Raw genomic sequence first — 17519 nt, forward strand, 5'->3', positions numbered from 1 at the left:
CGCGGCCGGGGACGGGTCGTGGGGCGAGGTCACGCCTGGTCACCCTCGCGCATCGGGACGCGGACGCCGCGCTCGTCGGCGACGTTCTCGGCGATGTCGTAGCCGGCGTCGACGTGGCGGATGACGCCCATGCCGGGGTCGTTGGTGAGGACGCGGCGGATCTTCTCGCCGGCCAGCGGGGTGCCGTCGGCCACGGTGACCTGGCCGGCGTGGATGGAGCGGCCCATGCCGACGCCGCCGCCGTGGTGGATGGAGACCCAAGAGGCGCCGGAGGCCACGTTGACCATGGCGTTGAGCAGCGGCCAGTCGGCGATCGCGTCGGAGCCGTCGAGCATGGCCTCGGTCTCGCGGTACGGGGAGGCCACGGAGCCGCAGTCGAGGTGGTCGCGGCCGATGGCCAGCGGGGCGGCGAGGGTGCCGTCGGCGACCATCTCGTTGAAGCGCTCGCCGGCCTTGTCGCGCTCGCCGTAGCCGAGCCAGCAGATGCGGGCGGGCAGGCCCTGGAAGTGGACGCGCTCGCCGGCCATCTTGATCCAGCGGTGCAGGGACTCGTTCTCCGGGAACAGCTCCAGCATCGCCTTGTCGGTCTTGTGGATGTCCGAGGCCTCGCCGGACAGGGCGGCCCAGCGGAAGGGGCCCTTGCCCTCGCAGAACAGCGGGCGGATGTAGGCGGGGACGAAGCCGGGGAAGGCGAAGGCGCGGTCGTAGCCGGCCAGCTGGGCCTCGCCGCGGATGGAGTTGCCGTAGTCGAAGACCTCGGAGCCGGCGTCCATGAAGCCGACCATGGCCTCGACGTGCTTGGCCATCGACTCGCGGGCGCGGGTGGTGAAGCCGGCCGGGTCCTTGGCGGCGGCGTCGGCCATGTCCTCGAAGGCGACGCCGACCGGCAGGTAGGACAGCGGGTCGTGGGCCGAGGTCTGGTCGGTGACGATGTCGATCGGGGCGCCCTCGGCCAGCATCTGCGGGAGCAGCTCGGCGGCGTTGCCGAGGAGGCCGATGGAGAGCGGCTTGCGGGCGTCGCGGGCCTCGACGGCCAGCTGGAGGGCGTGGCGCAGGTTGTCGGCCTTGACGTCCAGGTAGCGGTGCTCGATGCGGCGCTCGATGGCGCGCGGGTCGACGTCGATGCAGATGGCGACGCCGTCGTTCATCGTCACGGCCAGCGGCTGGGCGCCGCCCATGCCGCCGAGGCCGGCGGTGAGGGTGATGGTGCCGGCCAGGGTGCCGCCGAACTTCTTGGCGGCGACGGCCGCGAAGGTCTCGTAGGTGCCCTGGAGGATGCCCTGGGTGCCGATGTAGATCCAGGAGCCGGCCGTCATCTGGCCGTACATGGTCAGGCCGAGGTGCTCCAGACGGCGGAACTCCTCCCAGTTGGCCCAGTCGCCGACCAGGTTGGAGTTGGCGAGCAGGACGCGCGGCGCCCACTCGTGGGTCTGCATCACGCCGACCGGGCGGCCGGACTGGACCAGCATGGTCTCGTCCTGCTTGAGGGTGCGCAGGGTGCGGACCATCGCGTCGAAGGAGCGCCAGTCGCGGGCGGCCTTGCCGGTGCCGCCGTAGACGACGAGCTTGTCGGGGTGCTCGGCGACCTCGGGGTCGAGGTTGTTCTGCAGCATGCGGAGGGCGGCCTCCTGCTGCCATCCCAGGGTGCTGAGCTCGGTGCCTCGCGCGGCCCGTACGGGGCGGGGTCCTGACATGGCTGGTGCCTCCTCCGATGTTGGTCAATCCATTCACATCCTCGCTGTATGAATAGTTCCAGTCAACAGCTGCGGGCGGGTCGGCCTGATGATGGGATGGCGCACATGGCTGCCGACACGCACACGCAGGGCGCCGCGGAGCGCCGTGACCGGGCCGTACGGGCCGCCGTGGAGCAGGGGCTGCTGGACCGCGAGCCGGTGGTCTGCCTGCTCGACGTGGCCGGAATCCGCGCCTCCGCGGCCGCCCTCGCGCAGGCCTTCGCCGCCGCGGTGGCACCCGGCACGCCCGTCCTGCACACCTTCGCGGTCAAGGCCGCCCCGCTGGTGCCCGTCCTGCGGCTGCTCGCGGACGCCGGGCTCGGCTGCGAGGCGGCCAGCCCCGGCGAACTCGCCCTGGTCCGGGCGGCCGGGGTCCCGGCGGAACGGACCGTGCTGGACTCCCCCGCGAAGACGGCCGCCGAACTGCGCGGGGCGCTGGACCTCGGCATCGCCGTCAACGCCGACAACCGGCAGGAGCTGGAGCGCCTCGACGCCCTGGTCGCCGCGGCCCCCACCCGCTCCCCCGTCGGGCTGCGGATCAACCCGCAGACCGGCGCCGGCACCATCGGCGCCCTGTCCACCGCCACCGCCACCGCCAAGTTCGGCTTCGCCCTGCGCGACCCCGGCGCCCGCGAGGAGCTCGTACGGGCCTTCGCGGACCGGCCCTGGCTGACCCGGCTGCACGTCCACTCGGGCTCACAGGGGGTGCCGCTGGAGCGGATCGCCGAGGGGGTGCGGGAGCTGCACGGGCTGGCCGAGGAGATCAACGCGGCGGCCGGGGAGCGCCGGGTCGACACCCTCGACATCGGCGGCGGGCTGCCGGTGGACTTCGCCTCGGACGCGCACGCGCCGTCGTTCGCGGAGTACGTGACGGCCCTGCACGCGGCCGTCCCCGCGCTCTTCGACGGCTCGTACGGGCTGGTCACCGAGTTCGGGCGGGCCCTGCTGGCCAAGCACGGGCTGGTGCTGGCGCGGGTCGAGTACACGAAGACGGCCGGCGGCCGCCGCATCGCCCTGACCCACGCGGGGGTCCAGCTGGCCACCCGCACCGTGTACGCGCCGGCGGCCTGGCCGCTGCGGATCCTGGCGTACGACGCCGGGGGCGCGCCCCGGACCGGGCCCCCGGTGGCCCAGGACGTCGCGGGCCCGGCCTGCTTCGCGGGGGACCTGCTGGCCACCGCCCGGGAGCTGCCGGAGCTCTCCCCGGGGGACGTGATCGCCGTCCCGGACACGGGTGCGTACGCCTTCACGGCCCACTACGGCTACAACAGCCTCCCCCGCCCGGCGGTCCACGGCTTCACGGCCGGCCCCGGCCCGCGGGACCCCGTCCGCTTCGCCCTGGCCCGCCCGGCACAGACCCCGGCGGAGATCGTCGCGGAGGCGGGCGGCGCCCGCGCGGACGCGCTGCTGTAGGGGCGGGCCGGCCCGGGACACCGGCCGGCCGGCGGCTACTCCACGAACAGGCCCCGCGCGGCGGCCCGCGCGTCGAAGTCCTCCAGCCGCGCCTGCGCGTCCGGCAGGGCGTCCGCCATCGCCTCCAGCAGCACCCGGCCCAGCAGCATCGGCGCGCACGCCGTGTCGAAGGCCAGCCCGGTGCCGACCGGCGCCGGGATCAGCAGGTCCGAGTGCCGGGCGACGGGCGCGAAGGCCGAGTCGGCGACCGTCACCGCGGTCAGCCCGGCCGCCCGCGCGTGCTCCAGGGCCTCCACCACCTCGCGCGGGTGCCGCGGCAGCGCGAAGCACAGCAGCGCCGAGGCCCCGGCGGCGGCCGCCGCGTCGATCCGGTCGGCGAGCATCGAGCCGCCCTCGTCGAGCAGGCGCACGTCCGGATGCACCTTGGCGGCGAAGTACGCGAACCCGCGCGCCTGCGAGGACGCCGCCCGCAGCCCCAGCACCGGGAGCGGCGCCGAGGCCGCGAGCACCCGGCCCGCCTCCTCGACCGGCGCCGGGTCCGCGAGCATCGCCGACAGCCGCCGGAGGTTCTCGATCTCGCCCTGCACGGCCTGCTGGTACTCGTTGTACTCGCCCTCGGCCGCGGGCTCGGGGCGCCCGGCCGGAGCCACCTCGCGCAGGTGCCGGCGCAGCGCCGGGTACCCGTCGAAACCGAGGGCCACGGCGAACCGGGTCACCGAGGGCTGGCTCACCCCGGCCAGCTCGGCGAGTTCCACGCTCGACAGGAACGGCACCTCCGCCGCGCCGCGCACCATGCAGTGCGCGATCCGCCGCTGGGTCGGCGTCAGCCGGTGTCCCTCGAACAGCTGTTGCAGCCTCGCGGCCGGGCTGTCGTTCATCGCCGCCCCCTCCGTCCCGTCCCCGGTGAGATATTCAGTCACCCTGCACTCTGCATGTGTCTATGCAGCGGGGCAAGCCGGTGCCCGCGATCCGGATACGGGGGCTACCCCCAGTGCGGGCCGCACCGGCCCTTCCTACGGTGGCCTCATGACAGAGCTCAAGAAGGAACTCGCCGCCACGCTGGAGGCCCGGCGGGAGCTCGGGCCCGAGTACGACGCCGCACTGGTGGAATCCTTCGTGGACAAGGTCGACACCCAGGTCCGGCGCCGGCTCGCGGAGGAGCGGCTGCTCCAGGCCCGCGGCGGGCCGGGCCCCGGCGGGTCCGCGGCGAGCGCCTTCGGGGAGCGCTTCGGCTTCGCGATCGTCACGCTGGTGCTGGCGGTGCCGCTGTCGGCCATCGGGATCACCCAGGGCATCGGCGGCCTGGTGGCGACCTGGGCGGGCATCGTGGGCGTGAACCTCGCCCACACCGGCCGGCTGCGCCGGTCTCGCTCCTAGGGGGTGTCCGCAAAGTGGCGCCGTCCGCCCGGAGGGCGGGCTCCGCGGTGTCCGGTGCGTGCTCTCGGCGTGCCGGGCGGAAGCCCGCGTACTGGACGTACTCGGGCTTTCGCCCGGTGCGGCGAGAGTGCGTGCCGGGCGCCGCGGGGCAGGCGGGACTTTGCGGACACCCCCTAGGCCGTCGCCCCTCCCAGGCCGTCGCGCAAACGGTACGGGCGCGACACGTGACGGCAGCACCCGCTTAACACGGCTCCGGCACAGTGGTGGTCGTCGGCAGGGGAGCCCGGGAGACCGGGAAGGCAGCGGACCCGGCCGACACCTCGCACGGCACCTGCGCACGCCTCCGGAGCGGCTCCCGGAGCGCGCGGGCGCCACGGACGCGGACGGCCCTGACCCGGCCCGTGTCCCGGACGGGGACCGCCGTCGTCCCGCCCCCCGGCCCGCCGGGGGTGCGGCGGTCCCCGCCCACCACCCCCGCCCCGGGAAGGACGGCTGCCCCGTGGCCCGCCGCCTCCCCGGCCGCGTACGCGGGGACTACTTGGCGGTCTTCGCCAGGAACGCCAGCAGGTCCTGGCGGCTCACCACACCGGTCGGCTTGCCCTCGACCAGCACGATCGCCGCGTCGGCCTCGCCCAGCACCGCCATCAGCTCGGAGACCGGCTCACCGGAGCCGACCTGCGGCAGCGGCGCGCTCATGTGCTTCTCCAACGGGTCGCCGAGGGAGGCCCGCTGCGCGAACAGCGCCGCGAGGAGCTCCTTCTCCACGACCGACCCGATGACCTCGGCGGCCATCACGTCGGGGTGGCCGGCACCCGGCTTGACGATCGGCATCTGCGAGACGCCGTACTCGCGCAGCACGTCGATGGCCTGGCCGACGGTCTCCTCCGGGTGCATGTGGACGAGCGACGGGATGCCGCCCTCCTTGTCGGCGAGGACGTCGCCGATGCGCGCCGCGGGGCCCGCCTCCTCCAGGAAGCCGTGCCCGGCCATCCACTCGTCCGAGAAGATCTTGCTGAGGTAGCCGCGGCCGCTGTCCGGCAGCAGCACGACGACCACGTCGTCCGGGCCCAGGCCCTCGGCGGCGCGCAGCGCGGCGACGACCGCCATGCCGCAGGATCCGCCGACCAGCAGGCCCTCCTCCTTCGCCAGGCGGCGGGTCATCTGGAAGGAGTCCTTGTCGGACACCGCGATGATCTCGTCGGTGACGTTCGGGTCGTAGGCGGTCGGCCAGAAGTCCTCGCCGACACCCTCGACGAGGTACGGGCGGCCGCTGCCGCCGGAGTAGACGGAGCCCTCCGGGTCCGCGCCGATGACCTTGACCTTCCCGCCGCTGACCTCCTTGAGGTAGTTGCCGGTGCCGGAGATCGTGCCGCCGGTGCCGACGCCCGCCACGAAGTGCGTGATCTTCCCCTCGGTCTGCTCCCAGAGCTCGGGACCGGTGGTCTCGTAGTGCGAACGGGGGTTGTTCGGGTTGCTGTACTGGTCGGGCTTCCAGGCGCCGGGCTCCCGCGCGAGGCGGTCGGACACGTTGTAGTACGAGTCCGGGTGCTCGGGGTCGACGGCGGTGGGGCAGACCACGACCTCGGCGCCGTACGCGCGCATCACGTTGATCTTGTCCATCGACACCTTGTCAGGGCAGACGAAGATGCACTTGTAGCCCTTCTGCTGGGCCACGATGGCGAGTCCGACGCCGGTGTTGCCGCTGGTGGGCTCCACGATGGTGCCACCGGGCTTGAGGGCACCGCTCTGCTCGGCGGCCTCGATCATCCGGACGGCGATGCGGTCCTTGACCGAACCGCCGGGGTTGAAGTACTCGACCTTGGCCAGCACGGTGGCCTGCAGGCCTTCGGTCACGCGGTTGAGCTTCACCAGCGGGGTGTTGCCGACGAGGCTGATCATCGAGTCGTGGAATTGCACCATGTTCTCCAAGAAGGGGACTCCACGGGTTCTCCGGGAGGTCCGGCCAGAGTATGCGGAAAGGGATTGGCCGACCGGCAGTACGGGGCAGGTAGGTCAACACGACGCAGGAGGTGGCTCCAAGGGTGTCCAGGGCGAGGACGGCCCGCCGGATCGCGGCGGGTGCAGCGTACGGCGGTGGCGGACTCGGGCTGGTCGGAGTGGCCGCGTTCGGGCTGGTGCTGGCGGAGGTGCAGTTCGCGAAGCGCACGGTCGGCAACGGGCTGGGCGACCCGCCGCGGGCGGACGGTCTGTACGGGAGCGAGTTCGGCGGGCCGGAACTGAGCCCCGGGCCGCTGCGCATGGGCATGCTGGGCGACTCCACCGCGGCCGGACTGGGCGTCCACCGGGCCCGCCAGACGCCGGCCGCCCTGCTGGCATCCGGGCTGGCGGCGGTGGCCGAGCGGCCGGTGGAGCTGCGCAACGTGGCACTGTCCGGGGCCATGTCCGACGACCTCGACCGCCAGGTGAGCCTGCTGCTGGACGGGCGCGGGCCGGCGCCGGACGTGTGCGTGATCATCATCGGCGCGAACGACGTGACCAAGCGGATGCCGCTGACGCAGTCGGTGCGGCTGCTGACGGCGGCGGTACGCAGACTGCGGCTCGCGGGCGCGGAGGTGGTGGTCGGGACCTGCCCCGACCTGGGCACCATCGAGCCGGTGTACCAGCCACTGCGGTGGATGGCCCGCCGGGTCTCGCGGCAGCTGGCGGCGGCGCAGACGGTCGGCGTGGTCGCGCTGGGCGCCCGCACGATCTCGATGGGGGACCTGCTGGGCCCGGAGTTCGCGGCGAACCCGCGCGAGATGTTCGGCCCGGACTCCTACCACCCGTCGGCGGAGGGGTACGCGACGGCGGCGATGGCGATGCTGCCGACGCTGTGCGCGGCGCTGGGGCTGTGGCCGGGCTCGGACCGGCTGGACGTCTCGCGGGACGAGGACATGCTGCTGGTGGCGAAGGCGGCCTCGGCGGCGGCGGGCGAGCCCGGCACGGAGGTCACCCCGGCCCGCGGCCCGTGGGCCCTGCTGAAACACCGCCGCCGCCGGCGCCTCCCGGAACCCCAGCCCCCACAACCGGCCACCACCGCCGGCTCCGCCCACGAGGACCCGGCGTAACCCCGCCCGGGGCGGGCGGGCCGCTGCCGAGCCGCGCGAGCGGCGTGTTCAAAAGGAGTCCGGGGTCACACGCTGCGCACCGTGACCCCGACCGTACGGGGCGGTAACTTCGCTTGCGGTCCCGCAACGACGCACGCACCCCTTGGAGTCCCGATGCCCGAAGCCGTCATCGTTTCCACCGCCCGCTCCCCGATCGGGCGCGCCGGCAAGGGCTCGCTCAAGGACGTCCGTCCGGACGACCTCACCGCCACGATCATCCAGGCCGCCCTCGCGAAGGTCCCCGAGCTGGACCCGCGCCAGATCGACGACCTGATGCTCGGCTGCGGCCTCCCCGGCGGCGAGCAGGGGCACAACCTCGCCCGCATCGTCGCCGTGCAGATGGGCATGGACTACCTGCCCGGCACCACGATCACCCGCTACTGCTCCTCCTCGCTCCAGACCTCCCGGATGGCGCTGCACGCCATCAAGGCGGGCGAGGGCGACGTGTTCATCTCCGCCGGCGTCGAGACCGTCTCCCGGTTCGCGAAGGGCTCCTCCGACGGCCTGCCGGAGACCCACAACCCGCTCTTCGCCGACGCCGAGGGCCGCACGGCCGCCGTCGCGCAGAGCGAGGGCAGCGACTGGCACGACCCGCGCGAGGACGGCCTGATCCCCGACGCGTACATCTCCATGGGGCAGACCGCCGAGAACCTGGCCCGCCTCAAGGGCGTGACCCGCCGGGACATGGACGAGTTCGGCGTCCGCTCCCAGAACCTGGCCGAGGAGGCCATCAAGAACGGCTTCTGGGCGCGCGAGATCACCCCGGTCACCACCCCGGACGGCACCGTCGTCAGCAAGGACGACGGCCCGCGCGCCGGCGTCACCCTGGAGGGCGTGGAGGGCCTCAAGCCCGTCTTCCGCCCCGACGGCCTGGTCACGGCCGGCAACTGCTGCCCGCTCAACGACGGCGCCGCCGCGCTCGTCATCATGAGCGACACCAAGGCGCGGGAGCTGGGCCTGACCCCGCTGGCCCGGATCGTCTCCACCGGCGTCACCGCCCTGTCCCCCGAGATCATGGGCCTGGGCCCGGTCGAGGCGTCGAAGCAGGCCCTGAAGCGGGCCGGGCTGACCGTCGGCGACATCGACCTGTTCGAGATCAACGAGGCCTTCGCGGCCCAGGTCATCCCGTCCTACCGCGACCTGGAGATCCCGCTCGACAAGCTGAACGTCAACGGCGGGGCCATCGCCGTCGGTCACCCGTTCGGGATGACCGGTGCCCGCATCACCGGCACGCTGATCAACAGCCTCCAGTTCCACGACAAGCAGTTCGGCCTGGAGACGATGTGCGTCGGCGGCGGCCAGGGCATGGCCATGGTGATCGAGCGCCTCTCGTAGCCCGGACGGCCCCGCCGACCGGCGGATCGAGCGGGGCACCCAGGCCCCGCAAGGGATCCTCCAGGTCGGTGCGCTCTACTGACGGCAAATCCAATCCCGTCGCGGCCGACCTGTGACCGAATCTCCCCCAGGATGTGACCTTTGTCCTGGGGGATCGGCATTTGCCCAGGTCAGACGCCATCAGCTGTGATCCGTAAGGACGAAAGACCTGTCCATTTCATGACGTAATGCACTGCACGCCATTCACAGCACAGGACAAGCTGATGTAGGAAGTCGGGGGATCGAATCAACCAGGAGTTAGTCAGTGAGCGCCATGTCTCTTGCCCTGCTGCTGACCACGGCCGCTGCCACGGCCGTGGGCGCTGCTGCGCTGCACGCCGTCCACGGACTGCGCAAGCAGGTCACCGCCCTGCGCGGTGAGCTTGCGGTGTCGGCGCACCCGCGCGCCGCGGCCGTCCCGCACGCGCGCGCCGCCGTGCCGTCGTCCCCCGCCGCCGAGATACGAGCCGCCGTGGCCGAGGCCCTGGCCGAGGAGCGCGAGCGCGAGCTGGCCGAGGCGCGGGCCTTCTGGGCCGCGCAGGAGGCCCGCGACGCCGCCGACACCTCCCCCCGCTTCGCCGGGGAGGCCCCCACGTCGCTGCTGGGCGGCCTGCCGGGCCTCGGCGAGGACAGCCCGCTGTTCCTGCCCCGGCAGGCGGACCTGGTCGGCCTGGAGCCGGTCCTGGGCGACGACCTCGCCGACGAGTACCCGGAGGATTCGGCCGAGCTGGCCGCGGCCCGCCGCCGCCACCCCTCGCACCCCGACTTCGTCCCGGTCCAGCCGAGCCCCGGCGCCGACCACGAGCGCACCGTCAGCCGCCTGGAGGAGCTCGCGGAGGCCCGTACGGCCCTCGCCGACGTCCGTCCGGGCCCGCTGGGCACCCTCGACGTGTACGTCTTCACCGACGGCACCACGCTCTGCATGACCCCGGGCCACCGGGAGACCGCGGAGCGCCTCGCCGAGGCCCTGCGCTCGGGCACCGCCCCGGTCCTGCTGGGCGGCTCCGGCATCTCCGGCGCCTACGCCCTGACCTTCTCCTGCGGTGACTCCGAGGACCCCGACAGCAACGTCTACATCCTCGCGGACCGCGTCATCGCATCGCTCTGACTTCCGCCCGCTCCACCAGCGCCACGGCCTCGTCCAGCATCTCGGACGGGGCCTTCGCGCCGTCCGGGGCGCCTTCCCGGTCCGCGGCGCGCAGCGCCTCGGCCAGGTCGAGGCCGGCCACCGCCACCTGGTCCCCCACGGTGAAGAGGCCCGCCTCCGGCATCACGCGCGCCGGAGCCGCCCCGACCGGGTCCTCCAGCCGCTGGGCGCGCAGCGCGAGCTCACGGGCCAGCTCCAGGGCCTCGGCGGCCGCACCCCGCTGCAGCCGGCTCTGCGGGGCGCTCCGCAGCCGGTCGGCGAAGCGTTCCACGGCGGCGTTCAGGGGTGAGGTATCGAGCACCCGGCCGACCTTACGCGCCGCCCCGGCACCATTGCCAACGGGCGAACTCTGCGGCACGGTGACGTGAAGAGAACAGCACGGCGACACCCCCCGGAGGCGCCCATGTCCGTAGAGTTCTCCGAGAAGACCCACCGCAACATGATCGACAGAATCCCCCAGACCACCGGTCGTGAGATCTCCGACTGGCTCCGCACCGTGGACGAAGGCCCCTCCCTCGTCCGGTTCGAGGACAAGGTCAGCTGGCTGCTCGGCGCGCACGAGCTGTCGCACGGCCAGGCCAAGGCGATCATCCACGAGTACGGCCTGCGCAGAGCCGCCCGCAGGTTCGGCTGATCGCACCGACGACCCGTTGCCCCCCTCACGAGCCCAGACGCGGGAAGGCCCCGCGAGCGAACGCTCGCGGGGCCTTCCCCTGGCTCTGCCGGTACGACTAGTCGTCGCCCGAGAGGATCTGGAACAGGCGCAGCAGCTCCAGGTAGATCCACACCAGGGTCAGCGTGAGGCCGAAGGCCGCCAGCCAGGACTCCTCGCGCGGGGCGCCGTACGTCACGCCGTCCTCGACCTGCTTGAAGTCCAGGGCGAGGAAGCAGGCGCCGAGGATGACGCCGACGATGCCGAAGACGATGCCGAGGGCGCCGCTGCGGAAGCCGAGGCCGTCACCGCCGCCGAACAGCATGAACAGCGAGTTCGCCAGCATGAGCAGGACGAAGCCGAGGGCCGCGGCCATCACGAAGCCGGTGAAGCGGCGGGTGACGCGGATCCAGCGCATCTTGTAGGCGAAGAGCACCGCCGCGAAGACGCACATCGTGCCGAGCACGGCCTGGACGACCACGCCGGGGCTGATGTAGGTGCTGGTCACCATCGAGATGACGCCGAGGAAGACGCCCTCGAACGCCGCGTAGCCGAGGATCAGCGCCGACGACGGCTTGCTCTTGAAGCTCTGGACCATGGCGAGCACGAACGCGACGAGCGCCGCGCCCACGGCGACGCCGTACGACATGCCGACGTTGGCCGCGTCCACGGGCAGGAAGATCCACGCGAGGGTCGCGGTGACGATCAGGGTGCCGAGCGTCATGGCCGTGCGGGTCACGACGTCGTCGATGGTCATCGCGTTGCCGCGGGCCGGGGCGGCCGGCATGCCGGTGGCCGCGTCGGTGGCGTAAGGATTCGTCGCGTACGGGTTGGTCGCGGTCCCGGCCTGCGCGTGCTGCGCCTCGAAGCCCGCGTAGCCGCCGTTGTCGCGGCTGAACCCCCGTCGCGAGAAGACCGGGTTACTGCTCCTCATCTCACTCCTCCATGGCCACCGTGCGCGGCCTTGCCTTCAAGAGTAATGCGCTCGCAAAAAAAGCACCCTACTGCTGGAGGAGGATCTTAGGAGAAGGCTCGGCGAACCGCCGCCGATAAACGGAAGAGCCGCATGTGTGCCCGGAGCCGGACTTGAACCGGCACGGCCCGAGGGCCAGCGAGGTTTAAGCTCGCCGTGTCTGCCATTCCACCATCCGGGCAAGGCGCGGCGGGCCCCGTGGAAAATGCCTTGAAGGCAGTGACGAGCCTATCCGGAACACCCCCGCCGACAGGGGGCCCTCTATCCGATGTTGTCTGATTTTATTGGCGATTGAGTGGGCGTCAGACCCGATAAGTCACGGTCGGCCCGCTTCCGGAGGATGCGCCGCCCCGCCCCGGGATTGACCTGATTCCGTTGCCCTGCGCCACCCCGCCCGCCACCCCGGGCCACCCCGCGCGCCGGACCCCCGCGCGGACCCCCGCGGCTAGCTCCTGTCATACCAGAGGAGGAGACGGCGCCCCCTGCGGTCAGACTCCAGTGGGCCGTCGAACGGGCACCGCGGCTGATCCCCGGCGGGGGTGCCCCCGGTGAGGATGGAAAGGTCCCGCCCCACCGCAGAACTGTTCGACAGGAGTCCCCCCGTGACCGCCATGAACTACGCCCGGCAGCACACCGCACAGGCCGTGGCCGCCCGCGCCACGCAGCTCTCCAAGGTGTACGGCCAGGGCGAGACCCAGGTGGTCGCGCTGGACAACGTCTCCGTCGACTTCGGCCAGGGCCAGTTCACCGCGATCATGGGCCCCTCCGGCTCCGGCAAGTCCACGCTGATGCACTGCGTGGCCGGGCTGGACACCTTCTCCTCCGGCTCGGTCCGCATCGGCGACACCGAGCTCGGCTCCCTCAAGGACAAGCAGCTGACCCAGCTGCGCCGGGACAAGATCGGCTTCATCTTCCAGGCCTTCAACCTGCTGCCGACCCTGACCGCCCTGGAGAACATCACCCTCCCCATGGACATCGCCGGCCGCAAGCCCGACAAGCAGTGGCTGGACACCGTGGTGGACATGGTCGGCCTCTCCGGCCGCCTCTCCCACCGCCCCACCCAGCTCTCCGGCGGCCAGCAGCAGCGCGTCGCCGTGGCCCGCGCCCTCGCCGCCCGCCCCGAGATCATCTTCGGCGACGAGCCGACCGGAAACCTCGACTCCCGCTCCGGCGCCGAGGTCCTCGGCTTCCTGCGCAACTCGGTGCGCGAGCTCGGCCAGACCGTCGTGATGGTCACCCACGACGCCGTCGCCGCCTCCTACGCGGACCGCGTCATCTTCCTCGCCGACGGCCGCATCGTCGACGAGATGTACGCGCCCACCGCCGACGGCGTGCTCGACCGGATGAAGGCCTTCGACGCCAAGGGCCGCACCAGCTGACCCGGAGCCGGACCACCCCGCTCCGCGGAGCCCCCGCAGCCCTCCTGACAGACCTCCAGCCCCAGGACTGAGATCCCCATGTTCCGTACCGCCCTGCGCAACGTCCTCGCGCACAAGGCGAGGCTGCTGATGACGGTGCTCGCCGTCACCCTCGGCGTCGCCTTCGTCTCCGGCACCCTCGTCTTCACCGACACCCTCAGCAACGCCCTGTCCGGCCAGTCGGCCAAGAGCTACAGCGGCGTCGCCGTCTCCGTCACCTCGCACGGCCAGGCCCGCGGCGAGGACGGCCAGAAGGAGGGCGACCCCGGCCTCAGCCAGCAGACCCTGGAGAAGGTCAAGGCCGTCAAGGGCGTCGGCTCGGTCTCCGGCCGCGTCTCGGGCTTCGCCGGCGTCGGCGACGAGAACGGCAAGCTGATCGGCTCCGGCTGGGACAACAAGGGCTCCAACTTCGCCCCCGTCAAGGACGGCAAGGACCCCCGCTACACGTTCACCGACGGCACCGGCCCGGTCCGGGACGACCAGGTCGCCCTCGACAAGGAGACCGCCTCCACCGGCGGCTACAAGACCGGCGACAAGGTCCGCGTCGCCACCAACGGCCCGGTCCGCGAGTTCACCCTCTCCGGCGTCTTCACCACCGAGGACGGCGCCGTCAACGCCGGCGGCAGCCTGGTCCTCTTCGACACCAAGGTCGCCCAGGAGCTCTACCTCCAGCCCGGCTTCTACGACGAGCTCTCCGTCGCCGCCGCCCCCGGCGCCTCCGCCGACCAGCTGCTCGCCGACATCAAGCCGCTGATCAACGACAAGAGCGCGAAGGCCCAGACCGGCGCCGCGCTCGCCGCCCAGCAGGCCAAGGACATCGAGAAGGGGATGAGCAGCATGAGCACCATGCTGCTCGCCTTCGCCGGCATCTCCCTCTTCGTCGGCGTCTTCCTCATCTACAACACCTTCACCATGCTGGTCGCCCAGCGCACCAAGGAACTGGCCCTGCTGCGCGCCGTCGGCGCCAACCGCGGCCAGGTCATGCGCTCGGTGCTCACCGAGGCCCTGGTCGTCGGCGCCCTCTCGGCCGCCATCGGCCTGGCCGGCGGCATCGGCCTCGCGGTCGGCATGCGCTCCCTGATGGACGGCATCGGCGCCAAGATCCCCGCCGGGGACCTGGTCGTCGCCCCGGGCACGATCATCGCCGCCCTGGTCATCGGCGTCCTCGTCACCACCGTCGCCGCCCTGCTGCCCGCCTGGCGCACCGGCCGGATCGCCCCCATCGCCGCCATGGGCAGCGCGCACCTGCCGGCCTCCGCCAAGTCCCTCGTGGTCCGCAACGTCATCGGCTCCGTGATCAGCCTGGCGGGCATCGGCATCGTCTTCCTCGGCGTCTCGATGGGCGGCGACGGCCGCATGGTCATCGGCGGCGGCGCGGCCCTCATGCTCATCGGCATGATCGTGCTGCTCCCGCTGCTGTCCCAGCCGGTCATCGCGTCCGTCCGCCCGGCGCTCCAGAAGGTCTTCGGCGTCCCCGGCAAGCTGGCCGCGCAGAACGCCGTCCGCAACCCGCGCCGCACCGCCGTCACCGCCGCCTCCCTGGCGATCGGCCTCACCCTCGTCACCACCATGTCCGTGCTCGGCGTCACCATGGGCAAGGCCATCGACCGGATGAGCACCGACAAGCTGAAGGCCGACTACAAGGTCTCCATGTCCGGCGGCATCGGCAGCCTGGACAAGTCGGTGGCCGAGACCCTCGCCAAGGCCCCGGGCGTCAAGGCGGTCTCCCCGCAGGCCGCCGGCTACTTCAAGATCGGCGACAGCTTCCGCGCCGCCTCCGGCGTCAACCCGGCCGCCATCGGCCAGGTCCTGAACATCCAGGTCGTCAGCGGCTCCCTGGACAGCCTCGGCAAGGGCGAGGTCGCCGTCGCCGAGAAGACCGCGAAGAAGCAGAACCTGACCGTCGGCTCCGCCCTCCAGGCGCAGTTCGAGGACGGCCAGAAGACCACCCTGAAGGTCGGCGCGGTCTACAAGGACCTGGACGGGCTGCTGTCCCCGTACGTCATCGACAACAAGATCCTCGCCGCGCACACGGACCAGCAGTACATCCCCGAGGTCTACGTCAACACCACCGACGGCCAGTCCAAGGCGAGCCAGCAGGCCGTCATCGACGCCCTCGGCAAGAACCCGGCGATGACCGTCGCCACCCAGCAGGACATGCGCAACGAGATGGGCGGCCTCATCAACACGATGCTGAACATCATGTACGGCCTGCTCGGCATGGCGCTGATCATCTCGGTGCTCGGCGTGGTCAACACCCTGGCGATGTCCGTCTTCGAGCGGACCCAGGAGATCGGCATGCTGCGGGCGATCGGCCTGGACCGGGCCCGGGTCAAGAACATGATCCGCCTGGAGTCCGTGGTCATCTCGCTCTTCGGCGCGGTCCTCGGTGTCGGCATCGGCGTCTTCCTCGCCTGGGCCGTCGGCTCCACCATCGCCAAGTCGGTGCCGAACTACGAACTGGTCCTCCCCTACGACCGGATCGGCATCTTCCTGCTGCTGGCCGCCGTCGTCGGCGTCCTGGCCGCCATGTGGCCGGCCCGCAGCGCCGCCCGGCTGAACATGCTGACCGCCATCAAGACCGAGTAGCGGTACGGCGCACGAGGAAGGGCCCCGGGGCAACACGCCCCGGGGCCCTTCCCGTTGCCCGGCCGCGGGGCCGCGGGGCCGCTACGCGGTCCCCGTGCCCCAGACGCGCGCCCGCAGCGGCACCTCCGAGGCCCCTCCGTCACCGGCGCGCACCGCCAGGACCTGGTTGACCCCCAGCCGGTTGTGCTCGAAGCCCAGCGCGGACGCCGCCATGTACAGCAGCCACACCCGGGCCCGGCCGGGCGAGGTCAGCCGTACGGCCTCGTCCCAGTGCCGCTCCAGACGGGCCACCCAGGCCCGCAGGGTCAGCGCGTAGTGCTCGCGCAGCGCCTCCACGTCCCGGACCTCGAAGCCCGCCCGCTCCAGCTCGCCGACGGTGGTGCCGATCGGGGAGAGCTCCCCGTCCGGGAAGACGTACGCGTCGATGAACTCGTCGATCTCGTACGCCTGCTCGTCGGGCTCCGGGCGCCGCGCGATCTGGTGGTTGAGCAGCCGGCCGCCGGGGGCCAGCAGCGCGTGCAGGATCCCGGCGTACTCGCGGTAGCGCTCGGAGCCCACGTGCTCGGCCATGCCGATGGAGGAGATCGCGTCGTACGGGCCGTCCTCGACGTCCCGGTAGTCCTGCACCCGGATCTCGACCCGGTCCGTCAGGCCCTCCTCGGCGATCCGCTTGCGGGCGTACGCGGCCTGCTCCCGGGAGAGCGTGATGCCGGTGACGTGCACCCCGTACGCGCGGGCGGCGTGCAGGGCCATGGAGCCCCAGCCGCAGCCGACGTCCAGCAGCCGCTGCCCCGGCTCCAGGCCGAGCTTGCGGCAGACCAGGTCGAGCTTGTCCCGCTGGGCGTCCTCCAGGGTGCCCTCCGGGGTCCAGTAGGCGCAGGAGTAGACCATCGAGGGGCCGAGGACCAGCTCGTAGAAGTCGTTGCCCACGTCGTAGTGGTGGCTGATCGCCTCGCTGTCGCGCCGCTTCGAGTGGCGCGGCCCGCCGCTGCGGACGGCCTCCTCGGGCGGCGGCGCGGGCGCCGCCCAGGGGCGCGCCAGGGCCACGAGGTCGCGTACGGCGGCCCGTGCGGCCGGGTCGCGCAGGAGCGCGGCGGTCCCGGCGGCGGAGCCGTACCCGGGCAGGTGCGGGCGCAGGGCGGCGAGCTTGCCCAGCCCGGTGAGGGCCGGGACGGGGGCGGCCGCGGGCGCCGGGGGCTCCCGCTCCCAGAGCAGGCCGGCCACCCGGTCGAGCAGGTCGAACAGGTCGCCCTCGGCGGTCAGGTCGCCCGCCACCCAGGCGCGGGCGAGCCCCAGCTCGCCCGGCTTCCACAGGATCCGGCGCAGGGCCCGCCGGTGGTTGATCACCAGCACGGGGCCGGTGGCCGGGCCGGCCTCACTGCCGTCCCAGGCCCGTATCCGCACGGGCACGGGGGCGCCCAGCAGGGTTTCGGCAATCGCTGCCAGCCGCGGCGCGGCGTCGGTCATTTCAGGCACCTCCAGGAGTTCCGTGGAACGACTTCCCACTTCCCCTCTGGGGCAATCACCACCGGTTTGCCCGCTGGACCGGCACTCGACCCGGGCTCCAGCCCGCCGCGCCGGACCCGCGGTAAGGGGGGCTGGTCCGGCCACGCCCGCGCATGGATCCGGCCACCCCCGAACGGCGGTCCCCGGGTACGCCGAAGGGGCCGCCCGCACCACGGATGGCGGGCGGCCCCTTCGGGGTCGTACTCAGGTTCCTGCCGGACCGGCCGGGG

General features: G+C 72.7%; 14 protein-coding genes and 1 tRNA gene. 8 read left to right on the top strand and 7 right to left on the bottom strand.

Going from position 1 to position 17519, the window contains the following annotated elements; genetic code table 11:
- Positions 1-29: 29 nt before the first annotated feature.
- Complete coding sequence (hutU, locus tag ACIPW5_RS12630; RefSeq protein ID WP_401243929.1) at positions 30-1694, bottom strand: urocanate hydratase; 1665 nt, start codon at positions 1692-1694, stop codon at positions 30-32.
- Positions 1695-1799: 105 nt separating this feature from the next.
- On the opposite strand from hutU, the gene ACIPW5_RS12635 reads away from it, so the two are divergent.
- On the top strand, positions 1800-3146 hold the full coding sequence (locus ACIPW5_RS12635; protein WP_401243930.1) for a diaminopimelate decarboxylase: 1347 nt from the start codon (positions 1800-1802) through the stop codon (positions 3144-3146).
- Positions 3147-3181: 35 nt separating this feature from the next.
- Here the strand turns inward: ACIPW5_RS12635 and ACIPW5_RS12640 are convergent, their stop codons facing one another.
- Entirely contained in the window at positions 3182-4024 is an 843-nt protein-coding gene (locus ACIPW5_RS12640; RefSeq protein WP_401243931.1) for a MurR/RpiR family transcriptional regulator, read from the bottom strand.
- 148 nt (positions 4025-4172) lie between these two features.
- On the opposite strand from ACIPW5_RS12640, the gene ACIPW5_RS12645 reads away from it, so the two are divergent.
- Positions 4173-4523 carry a hypothetical protein gene (locus ACIPW5_RS12645; protein ID WP_401243932.1) on the top strand — a complete coding sequence of 117 codons (351 nt, stop codon included), beginning with the start codon at positions 4173-4175 and terminating at the stop codon, positions 4521-4523.
- A gap of 534 nt (positions 4524-5057) precedes the next feature.
- Here ACIPW5_RS12645 and ACIPW5_RS12650 read toward each other — a convergent pair.
- Positions 5058-6440 carry a cystathionine beta-synthase gene (locus ACIPW5_RS12650; RefSeq protein ID WP_401244371.1) on the bottom strand — a complete coding sequence of 461 codons (1383 nt, stop codon included), beginning with the start codon at positions 6438-6440 and terminating at the stop codon, positions 5058-5060.
- 125 nt (positions 6441-6565) lie between these two features.
- Between ACIPW5_RS12650 and ACIPW5_RS12655 the strand changes: the two genes are divergently transcribed.
- From ACIPW5_RS12655 to ACIPW5_RS12665, 3 genes are all read left to right on the top strand, one after another.
- Positions 6566-7591 (top strand): SGNH/GDSL hydrolase family protein, encoded by a 1026-nt coding sequence (locus ACIPW5_RS12655; protein ID WP_401243934.1) that lies wholly within the window; start codon positions 6566-6568, stop codon positions 7589-7591.
- A 153-nt stretch (positions 7592-7744) separates the two neighbouring features.
- Positions 7745-8965 carry an acetyl-CoA C-acetyltransferase gene (locus tag ACIPW5_RS12660; RefSeq protein WP_401243936.1) on the top strand — a complete coding sequence of 407 codons (1221 nt, stop codon included), beginning with the start codon at positions 7745-7747 and terminating at the stop codon, positions 8963-8965.
- 313 nt (positions 8966-9278) lie between these two features.
- On the top strand, positions 9279-10112 hold the full coding sequence (locus tag ACIPW5_RS12665) for a hypothetical protein (protein WP_401244373.1): 834 nt from the start codon (positions 9279-9281) through the stop codon (positions 10110-10112).
- On the opposite strand, the gene ACIPW5_RS12670 is transcribed toward ACIPW5_RS12665, so the two are convergent.
- Positions 10096-10452: a hypothetical protein gene (locus ACIPW5_RS12670; RefSeq protein WP_401243937.1), complete on the bottom strand. Its 357-nt coding sequence runs from the start codon at positions 10450-10452 to the stop codon at positions 10096-10098. The two genes, ACIPW5_RS12665 and ACIPW5_RS12670, sit on opposite strands and share 17 nt — an antisense overlap.
- Before the next feature lie 102 nt (positions 10453-10554).
- On the opposite strand from ACIPW5_RS12670, the gene ACIPW5_RS12675 reads away from it, so the two are divergent.
- Positions 10555-10785: a DUF4287 domain-containing protein gene (locus ACIPW5_RS12675; RefSeq protein ID WP_401243939.1), complete on the top strand. Its 231-nt coding sequence runs from the start codon at positions 10555-10557 to the stop codon at positions 10783-10785.
- A 97-nt stretch (positions 10786-10882) separates the two neighbouring features.
- Here ACIPW5_RS12675 and ACIPW5_RS12680 read toward each other — a convergent pair whose 3' ends face one another.
- A complete protein-coding gene (locus ACIPW5_RS12680) occupies positions 10883-11737 on the bottom strand; it encodes a Bax inhibitor-1/YccA family protein (RefSeq protein ID WP_401243941.1) in 855 nt (284 codons plus the stop codon).
- Between the two features lie 137 nt (positions 11738-11874).
- Positions 11875-11957 (bottom strand) — tRNA-Leu (locus ACIPW5_RS12685).
- 430 nt (positions 11958-12387) lie between these two features.
- Between ACIPW5_RS12685 and ACIPW5_RS12690 the strand changes: the two genes are divergently transcribed.
- Positions 12388-13155: an ABC transporter ATP-binding protein gene (locus ACIPW5_RS12690; RefSeq protein WP_385762965.1), complete on the top strand. Its 768-nt coding sequence runs from the start codon at positions 12388-12390 to the stop codon at positions 13153-13155.
- 78 nt (positions 13156-13233) lie between these two features.
- Positions 13234-15783 (top strand): ABC transporter permease, encoded by a 2550-nt coding sequence (locus tag ACIPW5_RS12695; protein WP_401243943.1) that lies wholly within the window; start codon positions 13234-13236, stop codon positions 15781-15783.
- A gap of 81 nt (positions 15784-15864) precedes the next feature.
- Here the strand turns inward: ACIPW5_RS12695 and ACIPW5_RS12700 are convergent, their stop codons facing one another.
- Positions 15865-17250: a class I SAM-dependent methyltransferase gene (locus tag ACIPW5_RS12700; RefSeq protein ID WP_401243945.1), complete on the bottom strand. Its 1386-nt coding sequence runs from the start codon at positions 17248-17250 to the stop codon at positions 15865-15867.
- Positions 17251-17519 lie beyond the last annotated feature (269 nt).

It is taken from the genome of Streptomyces sp. NPDC090077 (assembly GCF_044747545.1).
Lineage (GTDB): Bacteria > Actinomycetota > Actinomycetes > Streptomycetales > Streptomycetaceae > Streptomyces.